Here is a 26153-nt window from a genome sequence, read left to right as displayed (position 1 = left end):
TGATTCACTAAAGCGTAATTGTCTGCTTACGCTTAGGTAAAATCCGTTCACCAAATGGGTTTTCCTCTAGCTCCGGATGCAATGTGTGCACCGGAATTAACGCTTGAGGTTGCACCTCCTGAATAATTTCTTTGAGCTCTTGCACATCAGCGTGACCAGAGCACCGCAAAGCTTTGAACTCAATCTTTTTAGCAGCAAATTGCTGAACAAAAGGTCGATATGTCGGATCAAATTCACCCAGCGGCTCCGCATTAGAATGCAGATACAATCCACCCTTCTGCAACTTTACAACGTCACCAACTACCTGCCACAAGTATTTACTTTTATCTAGCAGCAATTCTTGATAAGGGATTGCCAACTCTGGCCTTAGATCAGTAAACTTCGCTTCCTGCGGCAAGTAATAATAAGGATAATCCTTACCCAAGCTCTCCTTGAGCAAATGGGCCCTTGCCGCATGTAGTACCACTGTGCGCGGCGATGCAGCAATAATTTTAAGCAGACGCTCCACGTTAGTTGGATAAGTGTTAAAAGTTATTTGCCGCTGCGGATTTTCTTTTTGCAGCTGCACAATTTCTTGAGTTAATTCGCGTTCATTTTTAGGACCAGTAAATTCTTCACTGTTTTGATCATGTTGTTCCTCAGGCCAAGAAACACCGGTTCCCTCAATAATTAAAGCATCAGCTTTACGCGCCGCCGCTAAAAATTCATGTACCCACTCAGGATGATACCCGTGCAGACGAATATCACCAGTATAGGCAATTTTTTTGTCAGGTGTCGTTACTATTAAACCTGTGGCGCCATAAGCATCATGGTCACTTGGCCAAATTGTCAGCGTAATATCGCCAACTTTAATTGGCTGACGGTATGTTGCCGCAATAATCGGCCGCGTATAATTAGACGCGTGACCAACAGCTGGCAAGAGAAAATCCCCTCGTTCATTTAAAGCTGGCAACATCTTAGCCGTAATTGGCCCCGCATATAAAGGAATTTCTGGTGCTAACAAATTCATTGCCTTACTATGATCTAAATGCAAGTGTGACAGATATGCAGCCGCATGTTCCCAGCGCTCATGATCAATTACCTTACCAGTTACCTGCGGATCATAAAAGTTAGGCACATCGCCAATTAATTGATTGTCAATTAACGTCTGATAACTTTCATCCGGCAATTTCAACTCCGGTCGATATACCTCGCCTAAGTCAAACAGCACATGGGATTTGCCATAAGCCACTTCAATCATTGGACCGCCAATTGTCGTTAGTCCATTATAAAAAGTAATTGTCGTTTTATCCTTTAAGGTCATTACGCACTACTCCTTGGATAATTTGTTTTCTAAAAATAAAATACAAAATCAAAATTGGCAAAACTGTTAGCGTTGCGGCCGCCAGCTGTAATTGGGTTTCACTACCAGCATCTGAGGCAAAACTAGCCAAACCATTATTAAGCAAGCGCATTGTATCTTCGTTAGTTACTAAGAGTGGCCATAAGAATGAATTCCAACCCGAAATAAAACTAAGCAAGCCAACAGTAAACAAACCACCTTTAGACATAGGTACTAAAATCTTCCATATATATTCCCAATCACTAGCACCATCAATCATCGCTGCTTTATAAATAGTCGGCGAAATTGAGCCGAAATAACTCTGCAAGTAATACATATAGAAAATTGATGTCAAAAATGGTAACACTAACCCAACATAAGTATTGAGCAGTCCCAAATGAGCAATCGTATTGTAATTAGTAAAAATAATTGCTTCACCCGGCACCATTAACAGTGATAGTAAAATTATTTGTACAATGCCTTTACCTTTAAAACGCAAATTGACCATGGCAAAGGCACCAAGTAATGAGTTAAATAAACTAACAATTGTTGTAATACTAGCCGTCAATACTGTATTAAAGAAGTAGCGGGCAAATGGCGCTTGTGCAAAAACTTTTGCATAATTTCCCCATTCAAAATGATGTGGAATCAGCGTAGGCGGAATTGAGGTGGTTTCCTGAAAATTCATCAGGCCACCCAAGAGCATATAAATGAAAGGAAAAACAGTAATTACTGCGAAAATAAACAAAATAAGATAACTAAACAACATACCCAAACGTAGTTTTTTCATTTAATTTTCCCCAATCCTCTTCATCATCTTACGTTGGAAAAATGTCGCCAGCAAAATTATCAAGAATAAGACAACTGTCGCTGCCATGGCAACACCCGGTGTGCCAACAATCTGAAACTTGTTGTAAATATAGAATACTGCTGTCGTACCAGAGTTGCCCACCCCAGCTTGACCGTTAAATAGAGCATAAACCGAAGTATAGATTTTAAAAGCGCCGATAATATTCATCGTTAACAAAAAGGCAATCGTCGGTATTAACTCAGGCATAGTAATCCGCCAGAACTGATCCTTACTACTAGCGCCATACATATCTGCAATAGTGTAAAAGTTAGGATCAATATTACGTAACGCACCCATTAAAATTACAATATTAAAGGCTAGCGATGACCAAATACCGAAGATAATAATCGTCGTCAATGACATCGCAGGGTCGTCAATCCAATTTGGTGCTGGCAAATGCATACTGCGTAAAATAAAATTGAGCAGCCCGTAATCACCGTTAAAAATATAACGAAAGACAATCCCAATCGCGATTGTTGAAGTTACATATGGCATGAAAAACGTGGTTTCAAAGAAAGCTTGATGCTTAACTTTACTAAAAATAATCCAAGCCAACATTAGCGAAATTGCCAAGCCAACCGGTACCGAAATAACAGCATACAAAATCGTATTTTTGATTGCCAACCAAAATTCAGGATCATGAAAAAGATACTGATAATTACTTAGACCAGTCCATGAAAGATCAATCAGCGAACCTTTTTGTAAACTCATCCCAAACGCCCGCAAAATTGGATAAATACTAAATAATGTAACAAAAATAATTGTTGGTGCTAAGAAGAGCCACGCCTTTTTTTGATTTTGCTTCATTAATACACACGCTCCCCATCAGGTGTAAAGAGAAAAATCCGATCAAGGCGCAAGGCTAAATTAATCTGGTCACCGCGCTTTAACGGTGATTCTAAATCAACTAAACTTCGCGCCTGCACGTCATCATGCGTAAACTTCAAAATACGTTCACGCCCAATTAATTCCACATCATCAACCAACGTTTTTAAAATACCATCCTCTTGGGGAATAAGATTTTCTGGACGCACTGACAAGGTATATTCGCCATCTGGCAGTTTCCGCTTAAACCTTGTTTGGTCTAAATCAGCCAGCTTAATAGTAAAATCACTCGCCCGTAATTCATCAGCCACTTTAGTTACTTTAAAATTATCGATTACCGGATTACCAACAAAGTTAGCGACAAAATAATTATTGGGCTCCAGATAAAAATTCTGGCCCAAATCATCCTGCTGAATAACGCCGTCATTAAAAAGAATAATCTTATCACCAATTGATAAGGCTTCTTCCTGATCGTGCGTAACAAATAATGTTGTGATGCCCACAGACTTGACTAATGCGCGAATTTCCTCACGAATCTTCAACCGCAAACGCGCATCAAGGTTAGACAAGGGTTCATCCATTAACAAAATCTGCGGTTCTTGAACTAAGGCCCGTGCAATCGCCACTCGCTGCTGCTGACCGCCAGATAAATTACCCGGCTTTTGCTCTGCTAAATCCATAATTTGTGTTAATGCCATATATTTATGTGCAATTTGTTCAGCCTCAGATTTTGATTTTTTATTTTTTCCTACAACTAAGGGAAACATTACATTTTGCAATACCGTCATGTGCGGATACAAGGCATAGTTCTGAAAAACATAGCCAATTTGCCGATCTTTAGGGGCAATTTTGACGACTGACTTGCCCCCAAACAAAATATCACCTGCAGTTGGACTGAGTAGTCCAGCCAAAATATTTAAAATAGTTGTTTTTCCACAGCCTGATGGCCCTAACAGACAAACTAAATCCCCTTTTTTGACAGCAAAGCTGACATCTTTAATGGCCTCGTGGCCATTATCATAAACTTTTCTGAGATTCTTCACTTCAACGAACTTATTATCATCCATAAATTAGCACCGCTATATCTTGTATTATTTGTTGATTCACTTCCTTAATTTTAAGCTAAATTGTAACGTAGCACAACTATCTTTTCTTAATAAAAATTCGCGGTTTACTAAAAAATAGTTACTTATTAAAGCAATTGTTCAGCTTTTATTAGGTAAATTATTAATTATAATTAAATATATTTGGATAATGTTCGAATTTAATCATTTAATATAACATGAGAAAAAGGCGATAATTCTTACTATCACCTTATTAACAACTATTATTTAATAATTAATTTAATTAACCGAACATTAGTTAAAATATTATAATTTTCAATATAATTATCATTCTAAAATTCGCAACTGCTTATTCTAATACTTAACTATTTTTAACATCACTAGAAATTAACTTTATTCTTAATAAAACCCTTCTTGGTATGGAACATCTAAACTTCACTAATGCAATTCCTAACTTAAGCAAAATATTGCCGCTCATTAAACATACTTTTCGTTATAACAAATTATTTTTAGCTCAAAGTTACCTAGTTTTTTGCCAGCAAGAGGTTTTTCGTTGCTTGCATGTCTTAAAAAAACACGAGCAACTGATGTTTATCAAGCGTTAAATCAAGAAATAATTATGTTCGCTAATTAATTTAAAAACACGTGTACACTAAAAAGGCTACCCTAATTACGGTAACCTTTTTAGCTAGTATATTTATTATTATTCTTCCAACAGTCAATTTGCAAACTGTCAATTAACATTTTCAACGCTTTTAGGAAAAGCGACAATTTTTTCATTCTGGCGCTTTTTTCTGTAATTAATAATGTTGCGGTTACCACCCACTTTCATATACAGTTAGCAGTTAAAAAGCGCTAACCACAAATAAAGCTGCAATTATGCTTGCCATATCGAGCTTGATGAGCAGGCACTTCAATTTTTTAGTTTCCTTCTTAACTTCTTTTGGTAAGTTCAGAATAACTTTTGCTAACAGGTTTACAAATTCCTCCTCCTTCTTCTTAATTGTATTATATATCTAATACACTATTATACCTCACAAAAAATGTCATTGAGGATTATCCCCCCAATGACATTTTTTATTCTATAACTTGTAACTCATGATCCACCTTTGCCCGACCATCATGATAGTCAAAGACATAATCAGGCTGCACGTTAAACAAGTAAACATTGAAATCAAGACTACCATCAGTTGCCACAGCCTGCAAGTTAATTCCGCGGGCCATCAATTCATTAGCACGAAAGACTGGCGTTGCTTGATAGATCACATGTTTATCTGCTATTAAAGCCGCTCTAATTTTACTTTCAAAAATTGTCTGAATTTTTTGGTTAGAAAAGGCAGTCTGCGTAAATAAATTTTTCGGGTTATTCTGGTCACCTGATTGATTATCAGGATTATAATTACCCTCTTGATCAATTCCAGCAGAAACAGAATACGCAATCATATGACCACGATTATACAGTTGAGTGCTACCACGATGATTATAATGCCATGCTGTTGGTTCAACAAACTGCCTTACCCGCAAGCTATCGTTAGCCACGTTGCGCTTTTCTAAAAAAGCAGTGTTAGAATTCGAAGTTCTATTCAAACTATCTAAGTCAGAATAAATAACCCGATTGACCTTCCATGCATGCTTAATTAATGTTGATTGATCATGATTTACTGTGATATAAGCATGACCGCCACTCTTAAAATCCAGCTTGGCTAACTTATCATAATCCCTTTGTGCTAGACCACCGTAAGCCTTAGCAGCTACCTGTGCCTTACCAACATCGCTAGTTTTGGCATGTTGACCTGTTAGTTGATTAACTAAATTATTACCGCTAGAATCGCTGCCACCCTTAGTTGAAACACCCCAAATTAGGGCAAGCAAGATGATAATCGCTGACCAAAAATTACTACTGCTCTTCTTATTAGTTCGTCTTCTGCGCCTACGTGCCATAAAACTTGCTCCTTAATTAATCTTAATTAAGTATAGCTAATCGAACTCTTGTTTGCAATAAAGACAAGAAAAAAGCACGACACTTTGGTCATGCCCATCTTTTTACGAACTAACTTCGCGCCCACTCAGCAATCATATTAAGGAAAAAGCCTTCAGATAAGCGTTTGATTTTACCACCTTGCCTGTTATACTCTATTGCCTTCAGTCTGGCGTCATTATTGCGATCAAAGAAGTCATGATCACCCATAATCAAGTAATTTGTCATCGGACTAACGGTTTCCTGAGCTTCACCACCAAGATTATTAATCATTTGGGCCGCTTCATCTTCAACCATATCTAAGTTACCCGCAAATGCAAATTTCTTATGAGTAACCGGATTATGAAAACCTAGCTGCCAAGACGTTAATTCATCTGCCAATAAGTTTATGTTCTTAATTTTATTCTGCGCCGCAGTTAACATATCCGGGGTAAAATGCTCACGAAAATCATCATAAACTTTTTTGGTATCAAGCGAGTCCGCAAGTCCATGATGCTGCTCAACTTGAGCAATCCCTGCCCGCTGAATGCAATCAAGCAACCGGTTATGCTGGCGCGGATAATATACCCGTGCCAAGCGTAAAACATCAACATAATCATTATTAAGTTCTGGCAATTTGAATTTCTTGGTTAAGTCATACAAAAAATTAAGATCAAAATTGACATTGTAGCCAACAATCACGTCATCCCCAATAAAGTTGCGAAATTCTGTAATCGCTTGTTGCACTGGTACTCCTTCGGCAAGTAACTGCTGCTCCGTAATTCCGTTGAGCTTAGTAATAAAGCTGGGTACCCGATTAGATCGCGGATAGACAACCAGACTACTATATTGATCAACTACCTTATTATTTCGTACTTTAACTCCACCCAGTTCTGTAACATGGTCACGATATGGACTGAGGCCCGTTGTTTCAATATCGAGCATTGTATAATCGGCAATAAAATCCGGATGTTCCTGGCCTTTACCACGTAATTTTTCCTGTGCACCAGAAACGTGCAATACCCCATTTTTTACAAAAATACTCATTTAACTTCCTAGTTCTAATTCTTTCAGCAAGGCAGCCGGACCCACAGTAGTAACCACACTGCGCTGCTTCAAGGTTACCGGTAACTGCTCCTGGCTCATATCTGCAGCTACATATGACCATTGCGGAAACTGTTGCACCAGATGAATGACAGGTTCGCGCAATTGCGGACTCGTTTCATCAACTCCTAATTCCAAAAAGACAACCTTATTATCTTCATTTCCTGTTAAAAACCACCGAAACCGGGTATTAGCATCCGTATCTGGATAAAAGTGTGCAGTTAATGGCAAATTAATTTCCATTGGTCTACCACAAACATGACACTTAGGTATTAAGTCAGCTGTAATTTTGCCTTTTTTCTGCGCTGCAAGCAAATTTCTTACTTCACTAACATCATCCCTTTGACCATGGTTAATTCCGCTCGAACACTGCATCTTAGTCCAATCACCAAAAACGTTAAAAATTCGCTTTTCATTAAAACCAGCTTTTTCAAAAAAATGACCAAACGTTGCTGTTGCAATAAAATATTTTTTTCTTCCTATTATATTAGCTAATTGCAACATCGCTTTACTCGGATGATAATCAAGTGAATACTTCTGAATTAATACACTCCATAACAGCCACTGCTCTTGCCAAGACGAAAACTTCTTGTCTAATGCATCACCAACTGTCAAGATATTCTCTTTTTGCACTAACATGGGAAAGTTGCATGCAAATTGCTCCTGCGATAACATGTCCAAGCCTTCAACCTGTGCCATTCCATTACCAGCAGTCACAATAATCGCATCAGCATCAGCCAACATCTTTCGTGCCTTACTAAAATCTTCCATGTACTACTCTTTCTCTAATCATCATGGTAACCAGTAAAAGAAAGCTGACCATGATTAAAGTCAGCCAAGAAAATATCGCTGACATTCTGATAGCCAGCTTTTTCTACCTGCTTCTTAACCCAATCATTGTCCTTATGAATTAATTCAAGCACATCTTGGTTCACTTGACCATCATTAATTACAGGGAAACGGACATTGGTTTCATCTTTTTGTATCACCGTCAATTGACCGTTTTTTTCAAAAATACAATTTTTCACCTTTTCGGCTGAATAAATCCCCTGACTGCGTAATTTAAACATCAACTCATTAGCTGAAATCCCTGCAGTTAAGCAATTTCGTACTAGCACCTTGCCATTCTTAATTACTTGAATTGGTTTACCATCAATCATGTTGCGAATCCAATTGTTGTGCTCCCGCGCAAATTTTAAAATAAAAACTACTAACGTCCACACAACTAAAACAAGCAAAAATTGTAAAACAGAAATATTAGCATTATAGATAACTCCACCGATAATACCACCAAGGACGTAATTCTGAAGCTGATCAAGCGCTGTTGTTGGTGCTAAGTTGCTCTTCCCAAAAACATTAATTTGAAAAATCAGGGTTAACACACCAAGCGCAAATTTAATAAAAAGTTGCAAATAATCCATGCTTTTATCCTCCTAATTCTTCACATTAACATCATGATTGATTACATGGGCTTTTTTCAAAGTATAACTATTATTATCGCCGTTCAAATTAAGCTGGTAATCAATATCCTTTGACTCTAAGCGCACAATAATTCCATCTTGCAGTGAGGTTGAATTAACTAACACATCCGAATCTTTCACATTGTGATCACGAGCAACTGACTTAATAAACGGAGCAATCTGGGCAGATTGCGATTTCACCAGATTAGTTTCAACATATTTTTCATATTGCGTACCAACAAATAATAACAAAAATAATAGCGCAATAATTCCTAAATCCCGGTAACGAGTATCAAACCGATGTCGCAAATATAACAGAGTAAAAACAATCATGGTCAATGCTGCTGACGCAATTAAGACATAAAGGATTGTTTTGCTTGTATTTTGATTTTGCTCAATATATTTAAGCGTGTAAAAAGTCATAACATTGTCATCCTTTACCCTAGCAAATTCAAAATTACTTTGTGCCTTTAGTATAACAAAAAGTAGTCAGCTAATAGCTGGCTACCACTTATAAATATTTAGTTTTCTGAAGCACTACTTGTGGTATCCGGTTCTGGTTCTGCTGGCTTTTCTTCTGCAGCAGCTTCAGCCTTAGTTGAAGCACCACTTGCAGCATCTGGATCAGAATTACGTTTGTAAGTTGCACCTGTTGTGGCATCTTCATCAAGTACTAATTTTTGACCAGTAGTTTCACAAAAATATTTTACTAGTGGATATAAATCTTGTACCCATTCATAAATGCCAGCATAATTACCCTGATCATCAATTACCCGTTTGTAATAGTGCAGGACTAATTCCTTTAGATTACCTGTTGGTACCGGCATATAAACATCGTCATGGCCATCTTGATTAACGCGCAAGGCATGGACAACCTTTTTAGCTTCTGGAATAACATCTGCAACATGTGGATGAACGTCACTCATCGTATTACCAACTTGCTCAGGTACTCGCTTAGCTTTCATTTTTGCCTTAGGATCAGCTGGTCGGTTATACCATAAAAATTGATTATTATCATCGACAAATGACAATTCACCAATGGTACTACGAAGCATCCAATTAATCTGATTAACGGTTAGTAAGCCGCTATCGAGCTTAACGTAATCATCACCTTCTGCCGCATTAACTTTTTTAGCAGCTTTTGCTAACCAGTTAGGATCTTTTTTGTCTAATCCGGTAACAGTGTAACGACTTGTGCCTTTTGCATCAAAGTCTTCTTGCAGATACTCATCTGCATTCATTTTCTTCAACCATTCTGGTTCTGCCATATTAGTTCTCCTTGTTAGTAATATTACTATCTTTTAATATAAGTATATTACAAAAACGTTTTAACAGCGACACTAATTAATAATTTCTATAATTAATTACATCATTTTTCTTTCATTTAATTATGAGCTAAAATATAAGATATAAATACCGCAAAGGAGAAAACAATGAAAACTGGTACTAAAATTATTACTTTAGACAACGGCTACCACCTATGGACTAACACCCAAGGTCACGGTGATATTCACCTTTTGGCCTTACATGGTGGCCCCGGTGGCAACCACGAATATTGGGAAGATACCGCTGAACAATTAAAAAAGCAAGGTTTGGACGTACAAGTAACAATGTATGACCAACTAGGCTCATTATATTCTGATCAACCAGATTATTCTGACCCAGAAATTGCTAAAAAATATTTAACTTACGAATATTTTCTAGATGAAGTTGATGAGGTTCGAGCTAAATTAGGATTAGATAATATCTACTTAATTGGTCAAAGTTGGGGCGGTTTGCTTGTTCAAGAATATGCCGTTAAGTATGGTCAACACTTAAAGGGTGCAATTATTTCTTCAATGGTTGATGAAATTGACGAATACGTTGCTTCAGTTAATCGGCGCCGGCAAGAAGTATTGCCGCAAACCGAAATTGATTTCATGCACAAGTGTGAAGCAAATAATGATTACGATAACGAGCGCTACCAAGCAGACGTCAATATTTTAAACATTAACTTTGTTGATCGTAAGCAACCGTCTAAACTCTACCACTTAAAGGACATCGGCGGAACCGCCGTTTATAATGCTTTCCAAGGTGATAATGAGTTTGTCATCACTGGTAAATTAAAAGATTGGCACTTCCGCGATCAACTCAAAAACATCAAGGTGCCAACGTTATTGACTTTTGGCGAAAACGAAACCATGCCAATTGCTACTGCTCAAACGATGCAAAAGGAAATTCCTAATTCTCGCCTTGTTACAACACCAGAAGGTGGTCACCACCACATGGTTGACAACCCGGCTGTCTACTACAAACACTTAGCTGACTTCATCAAGCAAGTTGAAGCTGGTACATTCAAAGGTGAATAAAAGTAAAAATGCAATATGCTTTTCAGCATATTGCATTTTTTATTTACCAGTAATGTAATCTAAGAGTTTAAACATGACTGTTTTATTTTCTTCCGGTACTGGTTGACGTAAAACATCAGCCGCGGTCTGCTTTAGAACAGAACCTTTAAGATAAGAAAAATCATTAACTACCATTTCACGAACATTATCAGCTTTCGGCTCAAAATGAAATTGTAAACCAAGCACACGATGATTTAAGACAAAGCCTTGATTTTGATGGTACTGACTAGAGAACAATAATCGGCTGCCCTGTGGCAATTCAAACATTTCTTCATGCCAATGCAGTGCTAACAGCTTAGCTGGCAAATCAGAAATTATTGGTGTTTCCAAATAAACTGGAGCCCAGCCAACTTCCTTAACTGCTGCTTTTTTAATTGTTGCTCCCAGTGTTTTCGCAATCTGCTGTGCACCAAAGCAGGCACCAAAAATTGGTTTATTTTGCGCCAATAACTCCTTAATTAAACTTCGTTCTTGCTTAATCCACTGTAAATCATCATTTGGACTCATTGGGCCACCCAAAATGATTAACATCTCTGTTTCTTTAGCAGTTGGCAAGTACCCAAACTGATAGGGATGGTATGTATAAACTTCGTGTCGGCGGCTTTCAGCCCAATCTAAAATTGATCCCGGTCCTTCATTAGGAGTATGTTGCAAAATATTAATGCGCATTTTTGTAGCTTCCTTTTTTTATTTTTTGTTATAACAGAAAATAAAAAGGCTAGCAACCTATAAAGATTGCTAGCCTTAATTAATATTCAACTAAAACCTTGCATGACAATTCTTGACACGATCAAGAGTTCTAATCATCATTGATCTAACAACCATCTAAAACTTTATCCTTGGTAAATTTAGTTAGTGAATTGTTCTAATCATCATTGATCTAACAACCATCTAAAACTATGTTATTAAGCTAAATAACAAATCTTTTGTTCTAATCATCATTGATCTAACAACCATCTAAAACGTGTAATATATAAGTTTAAAATAATTAAAAGTTCTAATCATCATTGATCTAACAACCATCTAAAACTTGTATCGTCAGCATACTCAAAAGCAATGCGTTCTAATCATCATTGATCTAACAACCATCTAAAACAGATGTCGTTGGCATAGCTGGCTGGCTGATGTTCTAATCATCATTGATCTAACAACCATCTAAAACATACATTTGACGGTGTTGTAAATCATATTCGTTCTAATCATCATTGATCTAACAACCATCTAAAACTGTTGCTCTCTATATTCTTTTCTAGTCATTGTTCTAATCATCATTGATCTAACAACCATCTAAAACGCATTTGCGAGCTAGTTGCTCGCAATTCTCGTTCTAATCATCATTGATCTAACAACCATCTAAAACGTAGAAGTAAGCGACTTGAAACTATTTATTGTTCTAATCATCATTGATCTAACAACTATCTAAAACTCGGTGTCTAGCTTGCTTGCATCAAGCTTTGTTCTAATCATCATTGATCTAACAACCATCTAAAACCAACATACTTGCACGAGCAGATTCTGGGACGTTCTAATCATCATTGATCTAACAACCATCTAAAACGTCATAGTGTCCGTATCATACATTGCAAGAGTTCTAATCATCATTGATCTAACAACCATCTAAAACTAGTGTAAGCAAATTAGTTAGAGCCTTACGGTTCTAATCATCATTGATCTAACAACCATCTAAAACTACCTCGCAAGCATTTTTTAATCTATTAACGTTCTAATCATCATTGATCTAACAACCATCTAAAACTATACGCAAGTATAGCACTTTCTACTTTAAGTTCTAATCATCATTGATCTAACAACCATCTAAAACCTCGGGTACGACGACGAGCTGCTTAAAGTCGTTCTAATCATCATTGATCTAACAACCATCTAAAACCACTAGTATATGAGACTGAAGACGGTAGCGGTTCTAATCATCATTGATCTAACAACCATCTAAAACAAGTGAAGGGGTAACCTTAACTATTTGTGAGTTCTAATCATCATTGATCTAACAACCATCTAAAACTTATGCAGTGCATTCTCAACTTTTGCGTCTGTTCTAATCATCATTGATCTAACAACCATCTAAAACGTATTCCAATTTTGGTTTGGGACGGTCAAAGTTCTAATCATCATTGATCTAACAACCATCTAAAACGTTAATATAAACAGCATTAAAGAAATCGAAGTTCTAATCATCATTGATCTAACAACCATCTAAAACTGCTAAAGTGTGAAAATGCGTTCGGGAAAGGTTCTAATCATCATTGATCTAACAACCATCTAAAACCCCTGAATGAATGCCAATGCAGCTCTAGCTGTTCTAATCATCATTGATCTAACAACCATCTAAAACAACTCGATCAGGAGAATAACCAAGCAATGTGTTCTAATCATCATTGATCTAACAACCATCTAAAACGAATTAACGATGTAACTGGCATTAACTATTGTTCTAATCATCATTGATCTAACAACCATCTAAAACTCTGACTAGGGCTTAATCCAACCTGCATAAGTTCTAATCATCATTGATCTAACAACCATCTAAAACTATCTTTCCAGCCTTGATAGTTATTAATCAGTTCTAATCATCATTGATCTAACAACCATCTAAAACCCACACTTGACCGGCAACAAAGTCATCATTGTTCTAATCATCATTGATCTAACAACCATCTAAAACCTGGACTTGCAATTCTAGCATTCACATCATGTTCTAATCATCATTGATCTAACAACCATCTAAAACAATGGCTGGTTAAAACGTACAGTAATGATAGTTCTAATCATCATTGATCTAACAACCATCTAAAACTATAAGCGAGGAGAAAAAATAATGGTTGAAGTTCTAATCATCATTGATCTAACAACCATCTAAAACACATACAATTCTTGACTTCTGGTAAATCAGGTTCTAATCATCATTGATCTAACAACCATCTAAAACAGATCTTGAAAAGCAAAATGGGATGTCCCCGTTCTAATCATCATTGATCTAACAACCATCTAAAACCGTTATACCAGTTGCGTAACTCTCTAACTAGTTCTAATCATCATTGATCTAACAACCATCTAAAACTCTGACTAGGGCTTAATCCAACCTGCATAAGTTCTAATCATCATTGATCTAACAACCATCTAAAACTCTTGTATGGCACCTTTTTAAGTGCATGCAGTTCTAATCATCATTGATCTAACAACCATCTAAAACGAGGAGATAATGTAAATGAATAAGATAAGAGTTCTAATCATCATTGATCTAACAACCATCTAAAACCGATATTTTATCATATAATTTTAATATAGTAGTTAATACCAATCGACTAGATCCTTATCAATATAATAAAATTGTACATCTTCAGGCACAACCAATAAATCTGGAGTTGAAAATTCTATTAAAATCAAAGTTATATTCATTTGCTTAACAAGTTTAGATAATTCCTTTAACTCCTGATCACTTATATAACTAGCTGCATTACATATCACAGGAATTGTTTTTAGATCACAAGTTTGATGTATCCTTAAAACTGTTTCTATTATAGCATACGGATCAAGCAAAATTTTTTGATCTAAATGTAATTCCGTAATTTTAAGTAATTTTTTTAGGTCTTCATCAAAATTTATTTCTAATGGTAAATCTTCTAATAATAATGAATCTTGTAACACTAATTCTAAATCATGAAAAGCAGTAAATATTTTATCACGATTTGCTTCATCTAAATTAGTAATATAATGTTTAGCAATTTGTAATAAATACTTTTTAGTAATATCACCACTAAGAAGTGGATCACCTATAAAATCAAAACTTTTAGTAATTTCAAGCGGTTGATAATCGTCATCCGTACAGACTAACATTTTATTGATTCCTTGAAAGCTTTGAATTAAATCTCGATATACAATTTCACTTTGTGTAGTAATCAACTTAATACCATTATCAGTAAAAGACCACTTTTTGTGAGTTAAATACGATAAAATCATAAAATCACCGTCCTATCTGACGTATTACGTACATCGTCAATTGGATTACCTACAAGAAAATGCATATCATTATATTGCTTTTCAGTAACCATTAAAGATTGGACAATTCCACTATGTGGTAAAAATTTCCTTACTCGATTTTCTAAAAATTTAGCAGTTTGTCTAGTTACACATACTCGTGCATAAACAGAATACTGAATCATTAAAAAGCCTTCATTAATTAATTTTTTTCGAAATTGTCGATATTCTTTTCTTTCTTGAGCTGTTTCCATTGGTAAATCAAACATTATCACTAAGCGCATTATTCGGTACCTCATTAGTTAAACTCATCTCCATTTCAGGAATATTTTTACTCTCACCACTTAAATAATATAAGCAATCATGTGTATAACTTGCGATTGCATTAGTTAAAATTGTTTTTTTACCATTAAATTGAATTTCAAGACTTAACAATTCTACTAATCCATATTTAATATCCGGTGTCAATTCTTTAATTTTTTCATGAGCTTTAACCCAATAATCGACTAAAGGACGAAAAGGTTCCATTAAATCTGAAGCCAAATTAAACTGATTTTCCTCAGAATGATGATGAACACCCCAATATGATAAATAACCATTTATAGCAATTTCACGATTAAAACTTGATAACAAAATACTATAACCATAATCCATTGCTGCATCAATAGCATTATCTGCACGCCGAACAAAATTCTTACCAAATAAGATCATAAAATATTTTCGTGCAGCAATTGCTTCTCGATTTGTCTTATCATCAATTTCTAATTGATCAAGCTCATCTTGAACACTTTGCCACTCTAATTTATAATTTTTAAGTACTGAAATTTGATTTTTAACCTTTTGATCAACAATCTTAGTCCACAACTTTTCCTTATATTGTTGTTCTCAATTAAATTGTTTTACCAATTTAGATGATTTCCTTGATCCTGGATAATAATCCACCGTTTCTGTTACAGGATTATCTTTTTCATCAACAAAAATCACTTTTGTTTGGTTTTGTGCTAACTTGCTAATCAATGCACTTGTAATTACAGCCTGTGTTGTTGAAACAAGCAATAAATTAATATCTTCAATTGGAATTTGATTAATACCATCGCGCGTTTGCACAATCATCATATTCATCGAATATGTAAGTTTAGCATGTTGCGTTATAATAACTGATCTCCACCCCATTATTTTCTCCTTGTTTATTTATTAAAAAATGATACAATGTAATTGTCGGGTAGCTCCCGATGAGATTTTAATCATTATTGATCTAACAACCAGATTTAAAATCAAGCAATGCATCTTTTAGATGCAGAGTTTCAACATTTGTCCCTTACCCTATGGCTGGGACTTTTTTATTACTTAAAATCATAACCACCCGTAAAACGGGTGGTTTGCTCAGGGCTATAAGCCCTCATGATCAGTCAGCGTCTCAAGGCGCTGGCTTTTTCCTTTCGTCAAAGCCAAAATACTTTTATTACTTCGCTGCCGCTTTAAGCGGCTTTTGTATTATTTGCTACCCTTAAAAGGGTCTCTATATTCTACCGCTGTCAACTTATCTTTCGCTATATCATGTTGTTTTTCTTGATCCCTAATATATTTCTGAATTGTTGCTTCATTTAATCCTACTGTACTCACATAATATCCTTCTGCCCAAAAATGTCGGTTGCCAAATTTATATTTTAAATTTGCGTGTCGATCAAACATCATTAGCGCACTTTTGCCTTTTAAATATCCCATGAACGATGCTACACTTAATTTTGGCGGTATGCTTACTAACAAATGAACATGATCTGGCATCATATGTCCTTCAATTATTTCTACACCTTTATACTTACAAAGCAGCTTGATATATTCTTCTAAATCGCGCCGATATTGATTATAAATTATTTTTCTTCTATACTTTGGTGTAAACACAATATGGTATTTACATAACCATTTGGTATGAGCTAAACTATTTAGTTTTTGTGCCATTGTTCTCCTCTTCTTTTTAGATTTTGACTTCGACAATCATATTCTAAAACAAAAGAGGAGTTTTTTGTGGTAACTTTGTGGCTTCCACCTGCATAGCGGGTGGTTTTTTGTTTCGCACGCTACGCGTACTCAACTGGGTCTAAAGATATTAATAATAACGAGCTGGATTTCTTCGGTTCGTTATTTTGCTTTTTATAAATCCTTAATCTTAATTCTCTTTTCAAACAATCCAGTTGGTGATTGAAAAATCAATTTGGCATTTGCTGATAATGTAATACCCGAAGGTGCCTGCATTTGTCCAAAAGATGTACTAAAGCCAATATTTTTCAAATTACCCATAACCGGATTATCATGCAAGCCATTCAAAATTTCAGTTAAAGTAGACTGCTTTTCATCTACTTTTAAAGCTGCAAATTTATTCTTACCATCATGAAGTTTTTCTCTAAATTTATTAATATCATATAATGGTAAAAAGTCATCAACCTTCTTTAAAATTTCGTCGTACGCATTTAATAATGCCTCATTTCGATCTTCTTCTACTGCAAAATTACCTGTCACAATTCGCATTACTTCCGGGGATAAAGTTAATTGCTTTGCGTTATACATATACGTTGAAGAGCCCAACATAAATTTTTTAGCACCATCTTGAACTAATTGTTTGTATGGTACTCGACCTTTAATAATTGTAAAATCTTTTATTCTCTTTTTAACCCTTCCTTTTTTATCCAGCAAAATTGATAGCTTTAAAATCTTGTATAATACTTGATTATATTTACCTTCCTCTTCAGCTTTCTTTAGGTCACCTAAAGCTCGCATAGGAACACCAACAACTTTGTAAACTGTATCCTTAGCCTTATCAATTCTAACAATTGCCATATAAGCATCTGCATTATTGCTATATCCGCCATAAATATCAGGATTTAATCCTTTAGCTTTTGGAATCAAAGATCTTGTTGTTTTAGTATCACGGTCTGATCGTGGAAAGATCGTCATCTTAAACATTGCTTCATCTTGAGTTGAAGTTTGCCGCGATACTAGCATATATTTATAGTTATATGCTTTACGCAGTTTATAAAAAATATCTGCATGCTTATGAAATACCACTTTATCTGTCTTGAACTCATAAATCTCTTCTGGAGCTGGCTCATCTGGCTTATCTTTCCTTAACAGTGGCCAAATAAAGTTAAAAGTTCTAGTACTTCTTATAATATCTTTTTCTAAATCTGGATTTGAACTAAACTTTTTATACTTACCGTAAACAAAGAATGGCTGTAGTTTAGGATAGACTTGATATAAGAAATTGCCACAAACAGTTGATAAATATGCATCAATCGCATGATGATAATCGTTAACTTCCCGACTCTTATATAAATTAAGCCGTTTACGTAAAGCATGATTATAACTAGCCTTAACAACAATAATTTCTGAATTTGGATATTTATTTTGTAATATAATCGAAACCAGCTTAATAATCTGACTTGTTTCAACTAACTGTCGTTTAATAAAACCTGCTTTTTCATATTTATTAAGATGTTCAGGATCCAGTAACAAATTTCTGAGTTTATATTTATTAATTAAGCCTACCTTTTGCCATCTTTTCCACATTTCACTAACAGTAATACCCAAATCATGAACTACTTTCATACCAAAATGCTTATAAGGCACATCATTAGACTTTTCACTATTTAATTTCGACTTGGTTAATACTCGATTATCAAGTGAATCATCTTTAATAAAAGCTTGTGGCAAAATATGATCGATTTGATACCCAGAAGTAATCTCATCAATATTTATTTTTTGACCAGTATAGGCATCACGGCCACCTTGCATAAAATATAAGAAATATTTGTCTTTAACTAATTGACGACTATCCTTGGCATTCTTTAAACTCTCAGTTAAATTTTGATCTACTAATTCTTTTGCTGTATCTTGATAGACTTTAAGTAACTTATTACCACGTTGCTGAGATAATTTAGGATTCTTATCTGCATCCCTAGCAAATTCAATTGCAAATTGCGCTGGTGCTTTACCCCCGGCTGCTTTAGCTATATCATCAACAACCCTAATCACCTGACGAATCGCCTTTTTATTAGCTGGAGATGTATACGCATCTGCTAAAATATCTTCAACATCATTTTCTTTTGCAACCTGCTCATTTTCTTTCTCAATCAAATTTTTAAAATCTGGCTGTGTAACTATTTGCATAAAATTATTCTTACTGTCCCACAGCTGTTCCATAATATTTTGACCACTAGTATCATGGAGACCAATTAATAATTTTCGTGACAAAGCACCCCAACCTTGAAACCGCCAAGTTGATATAGTTTCAAATTGCTCAGCTGTCAACCAATCTAGTTCTTTCAATTTTTCCTGATAAATCTTTTTATCTTCGAAAATAGTTGACCACTCAATGATTTTTTCAAAATCGTTTTGATAGCTAGGATCATCTAATTGTTTAGCAAAAACCTTCTTATTTCGTAAACAATTGTACGTTGCTAGACTAGAATTAAATTTAGTTGGATCTGCTAAGCCTTTAATTTCAACCGTAGTTAATTGCTTATTCTGTTTAATATAATCTACTAATCTTTTAGCAGTAATCGTCTTTTGTTTTTTAAATAAATTATTGTAAAGCTCTTGTTTTAAATCAGGACTAATTTTTTTACCATTGATCCTAATATTATTTAGCTCATTTAATACCGTAAATTTCTGAAATAACAGACTATTAGCAGGTAAAACATCCTCACCTAATAAATAAGTATCCTTAGTTGTCATTCGCTTAATAAATTTATTAGCCGATTCCATCCGATTAACTTTTTGATCAAAATTCCACGGTGTAATTCTGCCAGCTTCTCTGCGCACCATCCAAGCAAAATTTTTACTTGAAGTATTCTTTTGATCATCAGCAGTGATCATTGGACCAACATAATAAGGTACACGAAAGCGAACCAATTCATCTAACTTATACGGTGCTTGGTCTTGATGCTCCTTAACAGGATTTACTTCAGCTAAGAATTGATAGTATTTACTTTGCTTAGCAATAATTTTATCTAATTCTAACTGATGCAACTGATTTGGTATAACACCATTGGCACTAGTTCTTTGCTTAGGCATAAACTCATCACGTTTAATTTCTTGCTCAATTTTTTGTGCTGCCGGAGAGTTATCTAAATTTGCTTCAATTATTTTATAAAAATCTTCCCTGTTTAAGATATTAGTTTTTAATTTTTCTTTGGCATCTAACAACTTACCGTGCCGATTGTTAACATATAAGTCATAAGCTAACCGTAACTTTTGAGTTTTTTCTTTATCTGTTTGACTATCAATTACCTGCTTAAGTAATTGATAATCGCTTCGATGTTGCTCATATTTAGCAATCATCGACTCTGAAAGAGTTTTACCTTCATCAACAATCGTGCTCAAAATTATAGCGCTAAATAATTTATGAATTTCTGCTACAATTGTTTGTTCATTTTCATCAAAGTCAGGTAACAATTCAGCTAATTTTTCATCAGCATCACTATCGCTTAACTTAAATTCCCAAGCCTTCTTATCATTTTTATCAATTTCTTTAAGTAAAATTGTTTCAAATTGTGCTTTATAACCCATAATCGCATTGGCAATCTGCTTAGCTACACTTTTAGTAAGTTTATCTGTAGAATTCGGCATCAATTGGCTAATTTTCTTTACTTTATCTGCCTTATAGCTTGTTTTTGATCTAATTATTTTTTCAATCTCTTGAGAACTTTTATTCTTAAATTGGATTACCTCTTGATCATCAAGTGCTAATTCTTTATAGCAAGCGTTCAGGACCTCAAGCATAGGTCCAACAGCAATTTTAGAAGCATCAAAACTTTTTACAGATGTGTCTTGTAAAAAATTGCCACGATATTTAACAATATGATGAATTGTCAAATAGACTAATCTCAAATCAAATTTCTTATCCTCAGTCATTAATGCATGACGTAAGTGATAAATTGTTGGATACTTACAATAAAATTTTTGATCCTCTTTAGGCGTTGGAAAAATAATTGCACAATATTTTTTTCTATCTTTATCTAGTGGTGAAACCCATGAATCTCGCATTCTAGCTAAAAAATATGGATCCACTTTAGCTAACTGCTGATCAAATATTTCTTCTAATAATTTTAAACGCCACTTTCTACGATTAAGCCGTCGTCTAGTTGTACGAAAACCACGTCTATCAGCAGCTGTTTTTCCTTCGTCAAATAAATGTGAGCCTAATGCCGTTTTACCTTGTAAATGTAAAATATTATTTTTCTTATCAGTTGCGACCCAGCCACAGGAATTAGTTCCAATATCCAAGCCAATAATATAATCGTTTTTAACTTTAGTCATTAAGTACTCCTTTAAATAATAATTATTCAATTTATATAAATCGCTTTCATATATTATATGATAACTCACGAATTTTTAAAGTACCTTAAGTTTTTAAACTAAAAAGGCTAGCAACCCATAAAAGTTTGCTAGCCTTAATTTAATTAAATTTCTTTCTGTGCCTTTTTCTTAATGGTTTCAGCAGTTTGTTTCAATTGCTTCTTTTCCGCATCAGTTAAATTTAATTCAACCTTTTGTACGATACCATCCCTACCAATTACTGCAGGATATGACATGTATGTGCCATATTCTTCTTGATAATTAGATACCGGCATTTCTGTACGCGAGTCGCTTAAGACGGCTTCAACTAAGCGAACAGCGGCAGCCGCAATACCAAAGTTAGTGTATTGCTTACCAGCATAAACAGTATAGCCACCTTGCTTAATTTCTTCGTTCATCTCAGCCAAACTCCAAGAATTATTCTTAGCAGTTTCAATAAATGGCTTTTCCAAGACCTTAACCGTTGACCAAGCAGTAAACTGTGAATCACCGTGTTCACCAAGCGTAAACCCAATAACTGAACGGGGGTCAACTCCGGTCTTTTTACCAACAGCACGCTTCATTCGCGCCGTATCAAGCAGTGTTCCTGTGCCAAAGACATGGTTTTTCGGCAGCCCTGTTAATTCCTGATATAAGCCAGTAATTACGTCAACGGGGTTAGAAATACAAATAATAATCCCGTTAAAGCCACTCTTCTTAATGCCATCAGTAACTGCAGCCATACGGGGCTTATTATAGCGCAACTCGCCGAAACGATCCTTCGCGGACAATTTAATATTGCCCATCGCACTAATAATAATATCTGCATTACCCAGAGCAGAATAATCATTCACGGTAATATTAGTATGATGGTGTAAGTTTGCCATTGCATCTTCAAAATCAAGGGCATCAGCCTTAACTTTTCCCTCATTTTCATCAATTAAAACTAAATCATCTACTAAACCAGCGACAATTAATTGATGTGCAACTGTCGAACCAACATGGCCATCGCCAATAATTCCAATCTTGTTCATAATTATTCTTCCTCCTTATTTACTAAACATCGGTATTTGCCTAAAATAACAGTAGGTCTGTTAATGTAATTTATATTATAAGCCATTAAGTGTTAAAAATAAAATTAATTTTAAAAATGTATTAGAAAGATGAATATAAAAATTGGATACTTCAACTCAAGCAGATCCTGGTGATTACCTTAAAACATTTGCATGTACAGCAGTAATGTTACAATCTGTTTTAGCGTTTATGGTAAAACTTCACCTAACTAAAACTTCACAAATTAATATTGGTTTAATCTATAATTTAGTGAAATTTACAGCGCCAGCTTTTATTTTTGGTATTTTATACACAACCGCACGAACTAATTTACATTCTTCGTGGTCAAATTATCCCGAATATTTAAAAAAACAGTGGCATGCACTGTTTATCCCCAGTATCTTGTGGACAAGTGTGTATTTATTCCTTATGCCTCAACTTCAACAACATGGCTATTTTACTAATTTAATTAGCTGGCTGGTGCAATTTATTAGCGGCAATGCTGCGCCACACCTGTGGTATAACACAATGATGCTGCAATTTATCATCCTTATGCCCTTCTTTTGGCAGCTTCTAACTTGGGTCAAGCAAACCAAACAAAAATGTTGGCTGGTCATATTAAGCACAACCATTGTGTATTTCTTGTGGATATTTGTGTATAACCGTCAAGTTTTCCACGGTCCACATGCAAATTCTTGGTACTACTTTGATCGCCTTTTCCCAAGTTTTCTAATTTATGCTGTTTTAGGTTGCCTAGCTTGGCAATTTCACCAACAATTAGCTCATTTGCTTAGACAGAGCTGGCCGTTATTACTTGTTGCTTGGCTGATCAGCTATAGTTGGCTTAATCGCGAATTATTCAGCTTTGGTTTACCAGTCAAGCTCAGCAATTCTTCCTATTATCAGCTGTCCACAACCTGCTACTGCTTAACAATCATTGGTTTAATTTGTAGTCTTGCCTTCTATCAAATTAGAAAACATCAAATACACATGCTCAAAGTTTTCCACTTTTTAGCAATTTATGCTTACCGTGCATTCTTAAGTCACGTTTTTTGGTTAGAACTTTTGTGGATAACATTAGTGCCAGCATTAAGTAAATTACGTTCGCCCTTATTATTAGCCAGCAGTCTTTACCTGTTGACTTGGATCTTATCTTTTATATCAGCGATTTTTTGTCACAAACTTTGGTTCAAATTAAAAGCGCTCCTAATTAACTAGGAACGCTTTTTTTAATTACAAAATTATTTTTCAGCTACTGTCATTTTGGTAATCACAGCAGACAATTGTGGATATTGTTCTAGTAACTCACTGCGTGTAAATAAAATAAAGTCATGGTAATCAAAACCCGGAGCAACGACACAACTAACAACGCCAAAACCACTACCTGCTATTTCAGCACCAAAGATGGTATTTTGCGGCACACTGTATTGTAAAACCTCACCATTCTTGATATCCTTGCCCAACTTAACCGTCCAGTATTTACCAGATTCACTAATACAATGGATAATAACTGGCTGCCCATCATGATAAAACCAGATTTCGTCATGATTTAACTTGTGTAAATGCGAGGGACTGCTTGAATCAAGCAAAAAAATAATTGACGTGTAACGATACCGTTCGCCATCACTTTCTGGAGCAAAATATTTATCAGGACTATGTGAAATATCTTTAAACCAGCCGCCTTCAGCATGTGGTTCCAAACCCAACTTATTAATATAGTCTTCTTTAGTATTCATAAATTTCATTCCTTTTTCCCAATAAAAGTAATTATTCAGTAAAATCAATTTTACCATTGCCCTAAAAGTTGACTAGACTGTTTAATTAATTACGCCAGATTTATATACGCCTTGAACCAAAAAACTAATGTCAACTGGTGTCACATCGTTAGTCAAGCAGCCCATTGAAAGATAATCAACACCGCAGCCACGATAACTAGCTAAATTAGCCATTGTAATGCCACCAGAAGCTTCAGTTACAATTTCATCTGGCACTAATTCAGACCACTCCTTAATCGTTGCTGGCAATTGGTTGTCAAACATGATTGTTGTTGGTTTAACAGCAATTGCTTCTTGTAATTCTGCCAGCGATTCTACCTCAACCTCAATTGGTGTTAACGGACCTTGAACTGATTGTAATGTCGTAAGTGCCTTTTTAACTCCACCCATTAAGGCTAAATGATTATCCTTCAACATCGCGCCGCCGGTTAAACCAAAACGATGATTAACCCCGCCACCAATTTTAACAGCATACTTATCAAACATCCGTAGACCCGGCGCGGTTTTACGGGTATCAGTAATTCTAATTGTTGCATCATTCAGAGTTTGAATTGCCATATGAGTCATTGTCGCGATGCCACTCATGCGTTGAATTAAATTCAATACAACTCGTTCAGCACTTAAAATCACAGCAGCATCGCCAGTTACCTTACCAATTTGCATACCCTTTTTAATAACCGTACCATCCGCAACTAACGGTTCATACTGAGCTTGACCTAACAAATTGTAAGCAACCTGTGGTACCTGCTGACCACAGATAACCCCATCTTGCTTGGCAACAAAATGACCGCTAATTTTTTTATTAGTTAAAAATTGGGTACTGTAATCACCCTTTTCAAGATCTTCTTTCAAAAAAGTGATTAATTTTTCGCGTAATAATAAGTTATTCATCTTACTATCCTTCCTCAACCGTTGAATGTTCTGGATTAGGAATTAGCAACATCGCAGCAGCCCCAATAACTAAAGAAACCATAAAAATAATAAAAATCGCATTAATGCCTACTTTTTGATCAATTAAAATACCAACCAAAAGCGGCCCAATAACTGCACCAATTCGGCCAATACCTTCAGCAATCCCAGTCATTGTCCCCCGAATTGCCGAATCATAAATACTAGGAGTAATTGCAATAATCGTCCCATAAGCACCCAAATTAAAGAATGATAGGATACAACCACAAATTACTGTTGCAACCGGCGTTTGCGCTTGACCAAATAAAACCGCACCAACTGCAGTGCCAATCATATAGATAGCAAAAATATAACGCAAATTAATTTTTTTGGTCAACCATGCCGCTGTAAAGTAACCGGGTAATTGCGCCACAATAATAATGACAGAATAACCAAAACTATCAACAACACTATTACCCTTGCTAGTCATAATTCCTGGCAGCCACATAAACATACCATAATAACTGAACATTACCATAAACCATGCTAGCCATAGCATTATCGTTTTAAAATTCAAAAATTTACTAATGACAAAATGATGCTTTTTAGCAGTTGGCTTTTTTAATTCTGGCACTTGCTTTCGCACAACAATTGCAAAAAAGGCACTAATCGCAGTAACAATTAATAATCCCCGCCATGACAAAATACCATTTAATGCAAATGACAAGAACGACGCAACTAACCAACCCAAAGCCCAGAAACTATCAGCTAAAATTAACATCCGTGACCGCTTAGCTCCACTGTATAAATCCGAAACATAAGTTGCTGCCACTGGCAGTTCACCGCCAAGCCCCATGCCAACAAAGAAACGAATGATCAAAAAAGAATCAAATCCTTGAGCAAAAGCTAAAATAAAGTTACCAATTGAAAATGTAAGCAGCGACAACATTAACGTGTTCTTACGTCCAATCCGATCAGCTAAGTAACCAAAGAAGAAGCCACCGCAAATCATCCCAATTGTACTAACTGAACTAATTAATCCGGTTTGAGAATTAGTCAATGTCCACTCCTGATGAACAATTGGCATAATAAAGGACAGCAGTCCAACATCCATCGCATCAAACAGCCAAGCTGTTCCCACGA

General features: G+C 35.4%; 21 protein-coding genes, 1 pseudogene and 1 CRISPR repeat array. Of the genes and pseudogenes, 2 read left to right on the top strand and 20 right to left on the bottom strand.

Going from position 1 to position 26153, the window contains the following annotated elements; genetic code table 11:
- Window positions 1-7: 7 nt before the first annotated feature.
- The 10 genes from OZY43_RS01525 to OZY43_RS01480 all read right to left on the bottom strand — a co-directional run bounded on the left by OZY43_RS01525 (window position 8) and on the right by OZY43_RS01480 (window position 9849).
- A complete protein-coding gene (locus OZY43_RS01525) occupies window positions 8-1303 on the bottom strand; it encodes an MBL fold metallo-hydrolase (protein ID WP_277165329.1) in 1296 nt (431 codons plus the stop codon).
- On the bottom strand, window positions 1287-2111 hold the full coding sequence (locus tag OZY43_RS01520; RefSeq protein ID WP_277165327.1) for a carbohydrate ABC transporter permease: 825 nt from the start codon (window positions 2109-2111) through the stop codon (window positions 1287-1289). The genes OZY43_RS01525 and OZY43_RS01520 overlap by 17 nt, the downstream gene beginning before the upstream one ends.
- Window positions 2112-2978, bottom strand: coding sequence for a sugar ABC transporter permease (locus tag OZY43_RS01515; RefSeq protein WP_277165325.1), 867 nt, complete (start codon window positions 2976-2978; stop codon window positions 2112-2114).
- The gene (locus OZY43_RS01510; protein ID WP_277165323.1) at window positions 2978-4063 is read right to left on the bottom strand and encodes an ABC transporter ATP-binding protein; all 1086 of its coding nucleotides are present in this window, start codon (window positions 4061-4063) and stop codon (window positions 2978-2980) included. Before OZY43_RS01510 ends, OZY43_RS01515 begins: the two co-directional genes overlap by 1 nt.
- Before the next feature lie 1074 nt (window positions 4064-5137).
- The gene (locus OZY43_RS01505; RefSeq protein ID WP_277165321.1) at window positions 5138-6001 is read right to left on the bottom strand and encodes a DNA/RNA non-specific endonuclease; all 864 of its coding nucleotides are present in this window, start codon (window positions 5999-6001) and stop codon (window positions 5138-5140) included.
- 109 nt (window positions 6002-6110) lie between these two features.
- Window positions 6111-7064, bottom strand: coding sequence for an exonuclease domain-containing protein (locus tag OZY43_RS01500; RefSeq protein WP_277165319.1), 954 nt, complete (start codon window positions 7062-7064; stop codon window positions 6111-6113).
- The gene (locus tag OZY43_RS01495; protein ID WP_277165317.1) at window positions 7065-7892 is read right to left on the bottom strand and encodes a Sir2 family NAD-dependent protein deacetylase; all 828 of its coding nucleotides are present in this window, start codon (window positions 7890-7892) and stop codon (window positions 7065-7067) included.
- 14 nt (window positions 7893-7906) lie between these two features.
- Window positions 7907-8542: a DUF421 domain-containing protein gene (locus OZY43_RS01490; RefSeq protein ID WP_277165315.1), complete on the bottom strand. Its 636-nt coding sequence runs from the start codon at window positions 8540-8542 to the stop codon at window positions 7907-7909.
- Window positions 8543-8554: 12 nt separating this feature from the next.
- Window positions 8555-9004, bottom strand: coding sequence for a DUF3290 domain-containing protein (locus OZY43_RS01485; protein WP_277165314.1), 450 nt, complete (start codon window positions 9002-9004; stop codon window positions 8555-8557).
- Window positions 9005-9102: 98 nt separating this feature from the next.
- On the bottom strand, window positions 9103-9849 hold the full coding sequence (locus OZY43_RS01480; protein ID WP_277165312.1) for a PAS domain-containing protein: 747 nt from the start codon (window positions 9847-9849) through the stop codon (window positions 9103-9105).
- Between the two features lie 165 nt (window positions 9850-10014).
- On the opposite strand from OZY43_RS01480, the gene OZY43_RS01475 reads away from it, so the two are divergent.
- The gene (locus tag OZY43_RS01475; RefSeq protein WP_277165310.1) at window positions 10015-10929 is read left to right on the top strand and encodes a proline-specific peptidase family protein; all 915 of its coding nucleotides are present in this window, start codon (window positions 10015-10017) and stop codon (window positions 10927-10929) included.
- 39 nt (window positions 10930-10968) lie between these two features.
- On the opposite strand, the gene OZY43_RS01470 is transcribed toward OZY43_RS01475, so the two are convergent.
- The 7 genes and pseudogenes from OZY43_RS01470 to OZY43_RS01440 all read right to left on the bottom strand — a co-directional run bounded on the left by OZY43_RS01470 (window position 10969) and on the right by OZY43_RS01440 (window position 22331).
- Window positions 10969-11637, bottom strand: coding sequence for a type 1 glutamine amidotransferase (locus tag OZY43_RS01470; protein ID WP_277165308.1), 669 nt, complete (start codon window positions 11635-11637; stop codon window positions 10969-10971).
- A 127-nt stretch (window positions 11638-11764) separates the two neighbouring features.
- Window positions 11765-14242: direct repeats of the CRISPR family, unit length 36 nt; unit sequence GTTCTAATCATCATTGATCTAACAACCATCTAAAAC.
- 32 nt (window positions 14243-14274) lie between these two features.
- Window positions 14275-14943 (bottom strand): type II-A CRISPR-associated protein Csn2, encoded by a 669-nt coding sequence (gene csn2 / locus OZY43_RS01465; protein ID WP_277165306.1) that lies wholly within the window; start codon window positions 14941-14943, stop codon window positions 14275-14277.
- Window positions 14940-15245, bottom strand: a complete 306-nt coding sequence (gene cas2, locus OZY43_RS01460) for a CRISPR-associated endonuclease Cas2 (RefSeq protein WP_277165304.1) — start codon at window positions 15243-15245, stop codon at window positions 14940-14942. The genes csn2 and cas2 overlap by 4 nt, the downstream gene beginning before the upstream one ends.
- Window positions 15223-16134: pseudogene (gene cas1, locus OZY43_RS01455) on the bottom strand (type II CRISPR-associated endonuclease Cas1). Before cas1 ends, cas2 begins: the two are co-directional and overlap by 23 nt.
- 321 nt (window positions 16135-16455) lie before the next feature.
- Window positions 16456-16920, bottom strand: a complete 465-nt coding sequence (tnpA, locus tag OZY43_RS01450; protein ID WP_277165302.1) for an IS200/IS605 family transposase — start codon at window positions 16918-16920, stop codon at window positions 16456-16458.
- A 192-nt stretch (window positions 16921-17112) separates the two neighbouring features.
- The gene (gene cas9 / locus OZY43_RS01445) at window positions 17113-21276 is read right to left on the bottom strand and encodes a type II CRISPR RNA-guided endonuclease Cas9 (RefSeq protein WP_277165300.1); all 4164 of its coding nucleotides are present in this window, start codon (window positions 21274-21276) and stop codon (window positions 17113-17115) included.
- A gap of 143 nt (window positions 21277-21419) precedes the next feature.
- Window positions 21420-22331, bottom strand: a complete 912-nt coding sequence (locus OZY43_RS01440) for an L-lactate dehydrogenase (RefSeq protein ID WP_277166311.1) — start codon at window positions 22329-22331, stop codon at window positions 21420-21422.
- 202 nt (window positions 22332-22533) lie between these two features.
- On the opposite strand from OZY43_RS01440, the gene OZY43_RS01435 reads away from it, so the two are divergent.
- Window positions 22534-23565 carry an acyltransferase family protein gene (locus tag OZY43_RS01435; protein ID WP_277165286.1) on the top strand — a complete coding sequence of 344 codons (1032 nt, stop codon included), beginning with the start codon at window positions 22534-22536 and terminating at the stop codon, window positions 23563-23565.
- 23 nt (window positions 23566-23588) lie between these two features.
- On the opposite strand, the gene OZY43_RS01430 is transcribed toward OZY43_RS01435, so the two are convergent.
- The 3 genes from OZY43_RS01430 to OZY43_RS01420 form a co-directional block, all read right to left on the bottom strand.
- The gene (locus OZY43_RS01430) at window positions 23589-24083 is read right to left on the bottom strand and encodes a cupin domain-containing protein (protein ID WP_277165284.1); all 495 of its coding nucleotides are present in this window, start codon (window positions 24081-24083) and stop codon (window positions 23589-23591) included.
- An 81-nt stretch (window positions 24084-24164) separates the two neighbouring features.
- Window positions 24165-25013 carry a carboxylating nicotinate-nucleotide diphosphorylase gene (gene nadC, locus OZY43_RS01425; protein ID WP_277165282.1) on the bottom strand — a complete coding sequence of 283 codons (849 nt, stop codon included), beginning with the start codon at window positions 25011-25013 and terminating at the stop codon, window positions 24165-24167.
- Between the two features lie 4 nt (window positions 25014-25017).
- Window positions 25018-26124: an MFS transporter gene (locus OZY43_RS01420; RefSeq protein ID WP_277166308.1), complete on the bottom strand. Its 1107-nt coding sequence runs from the start codon at window positions 26122-26124 to the stop codon at window positions 25018-25020.
- Between the last annotated feature and the right edge of the window lie 29 nt (window positions 26125-26153).

This window comes from Lactobacillus sp. ESL0785, assembly GCF_029395455.1.
Taxonomy (GTDB): domain Bacteria; phylum Bacillota; class Bacilli; order Lactobacillales; family Lactobacillaceae; genus Lactobacillus.
The sequence above is the reverse complement of the archived record's forward strand: the minus strand, read 5'-3'. Positions and strand labels throughout refer to the sequence as shown.

What these genes read in the sequence shown, in the direction of transcription:
- OZY43_RS01525 (WP_277165329.1), bottom strand. Translation starts at nt 1,303, where the DNA reads ATGACCTTAAAGGATAAAACGACAATTACTTTTTATAATGGACTAACG.
- OZY43_RS01520 (WP_277165327.1), bottom strand. Translation starts at nt 2,111, where the DNA reads ATGAAAAAACTACGTTTGGGTATGTTGTTTAGTTATCTTATTTTGTTT.
- OZY43_RS01515 (WP_277165325.1), bottom strand. Translation starts at nt 2,978, where the DNA reads ATGAAGCAAAATCAAAAAAAGGCGTGGCTCTTCTTAGCACCAACAATT.
- OZY43_RS01510 (WP_277165323.1), bottom strand. Translation starts at nt 4,063, where the DNA reads ATGGATGATAATAAGTTCGTTGAAGTGAAGAATCTCAGAAAAGTTTAT.
- OZY43_RS01505 (WP_277165321.1), bottom strand. Translation starts at nt 6,001, where the DNA reads ATGGCACGTAGGCGCAGAAGACGAACTAATAAGAAGAGCAGTAGTAAT.
- OZY43_RS01500 (WP_277165319.1), bottom strand. Translation starts at nt 7,064, where the DNA reads ATGAGTATTTTTGTAAAAAATGGGGTATTGCACGTTTCTGGTGCACAG.
- OZY43_RS01495 (WP_277165317.1), bottom strand. Translation starts at nt 7,892, where the DNA reads ATGGAAGATTTTAGTAAGGCACGAAAGATGTTGGCTGATGCTGATGCG.
- OZY43_RS01490 (WP_277165315.1), bottom strand. Translation starts at nt 8,542, where the DNA reads ATGGATTATTTGCAACTTTTTATTAAATTTGCGCTTGGTGTGTTAACC.
- OZY43_RS01485 (WP_277165314.1), bottom strand. Translation starts at nt 9,004, where the DNA reads ATGACTTTTTACACGCTTAAATATATTGAGCAAAATCAAAATACAAGC.
- OZY43_RS01480 (WP_277165312.1), bottom strand. Translation starts at nt 9,849, where the DNA reads ATGGCAGAACCAGAATGGTTGAAGAAAATGAATGCAGATGAGTATCTG.
- OZY43_RS01475 (WP_277165310.1), top strand. Translation starts at nt 10,015, where the DNA reads ATGAAAACTGGTACTAAAATTATTACTTTAGACAACGGCTACCACCTA.
- OZY43_RS01470 (WP_277165308.1), bottom strand. Translation starts at nt 11,637, where the DNA reads ATGCGCATTAATATTTTGCAACATACTCCTAATGAAGGACCGGGATCA.
- csn2 (WP_277165306.1), bottom strand. Translation starts at nt 14,943, where the DNA reads ATGATTTTATCGTATTTAACTCACAAAAAGTGGTCTTTTACTGATAAT.
- cas2 (WP_277165304.1), bottom strand. Translation starts at nt 15,245, where the DNA reads ATGCGCTTAGTGATAATGTTTGATTTACCAATGGAAACAGCTCAAGAA.
- tnpA (WP_277165302.1), bottom strand. Translation starts at nt 16,920, where the DNA reads ATGGCACAAAAACTAAATAGTTTAGCTCATACCAAATGGTTATGTAAA.
- cas9 (WP_277165300.1), bottom strand. Translation starts at nt 21,276, where the DNA reads ATGACTAAAGTTAAAAACGATTATATTATTGGCTTGGATATTGGAACT.
- OZY43_RS01435 (WP_277165286.1), top strand. Translation starts at nt 22,534, where the DNA reads ATGTTACAATCTGTTTTAGCGTTTATGGTAAAACTTCACCTAACTAAA.
- OZY43_RS01430 (WP_277165284.1), bottom strand. Translation starts at nt 24,083, where the DNA reads ATGAATACTAAAGAAGACTATATTAATAAGTTGGGTTTGGAACCACAT.
- nadC (WP_277165282.1), bottom strand. Translation starts at nt 25,013, where the DNA reads ATGAATAACTTATTATTACGCGAAAAATTAATCACTTTTTTGAAAGAA.
- OZY43_RS01420 (WP_277166308.1), bottom strand. Translation starts at nt 26,124, where the DNA reads ATGGATGTTGGACTGCTGTCCTTTATTATGCCAATTGTTCATCAGGAG.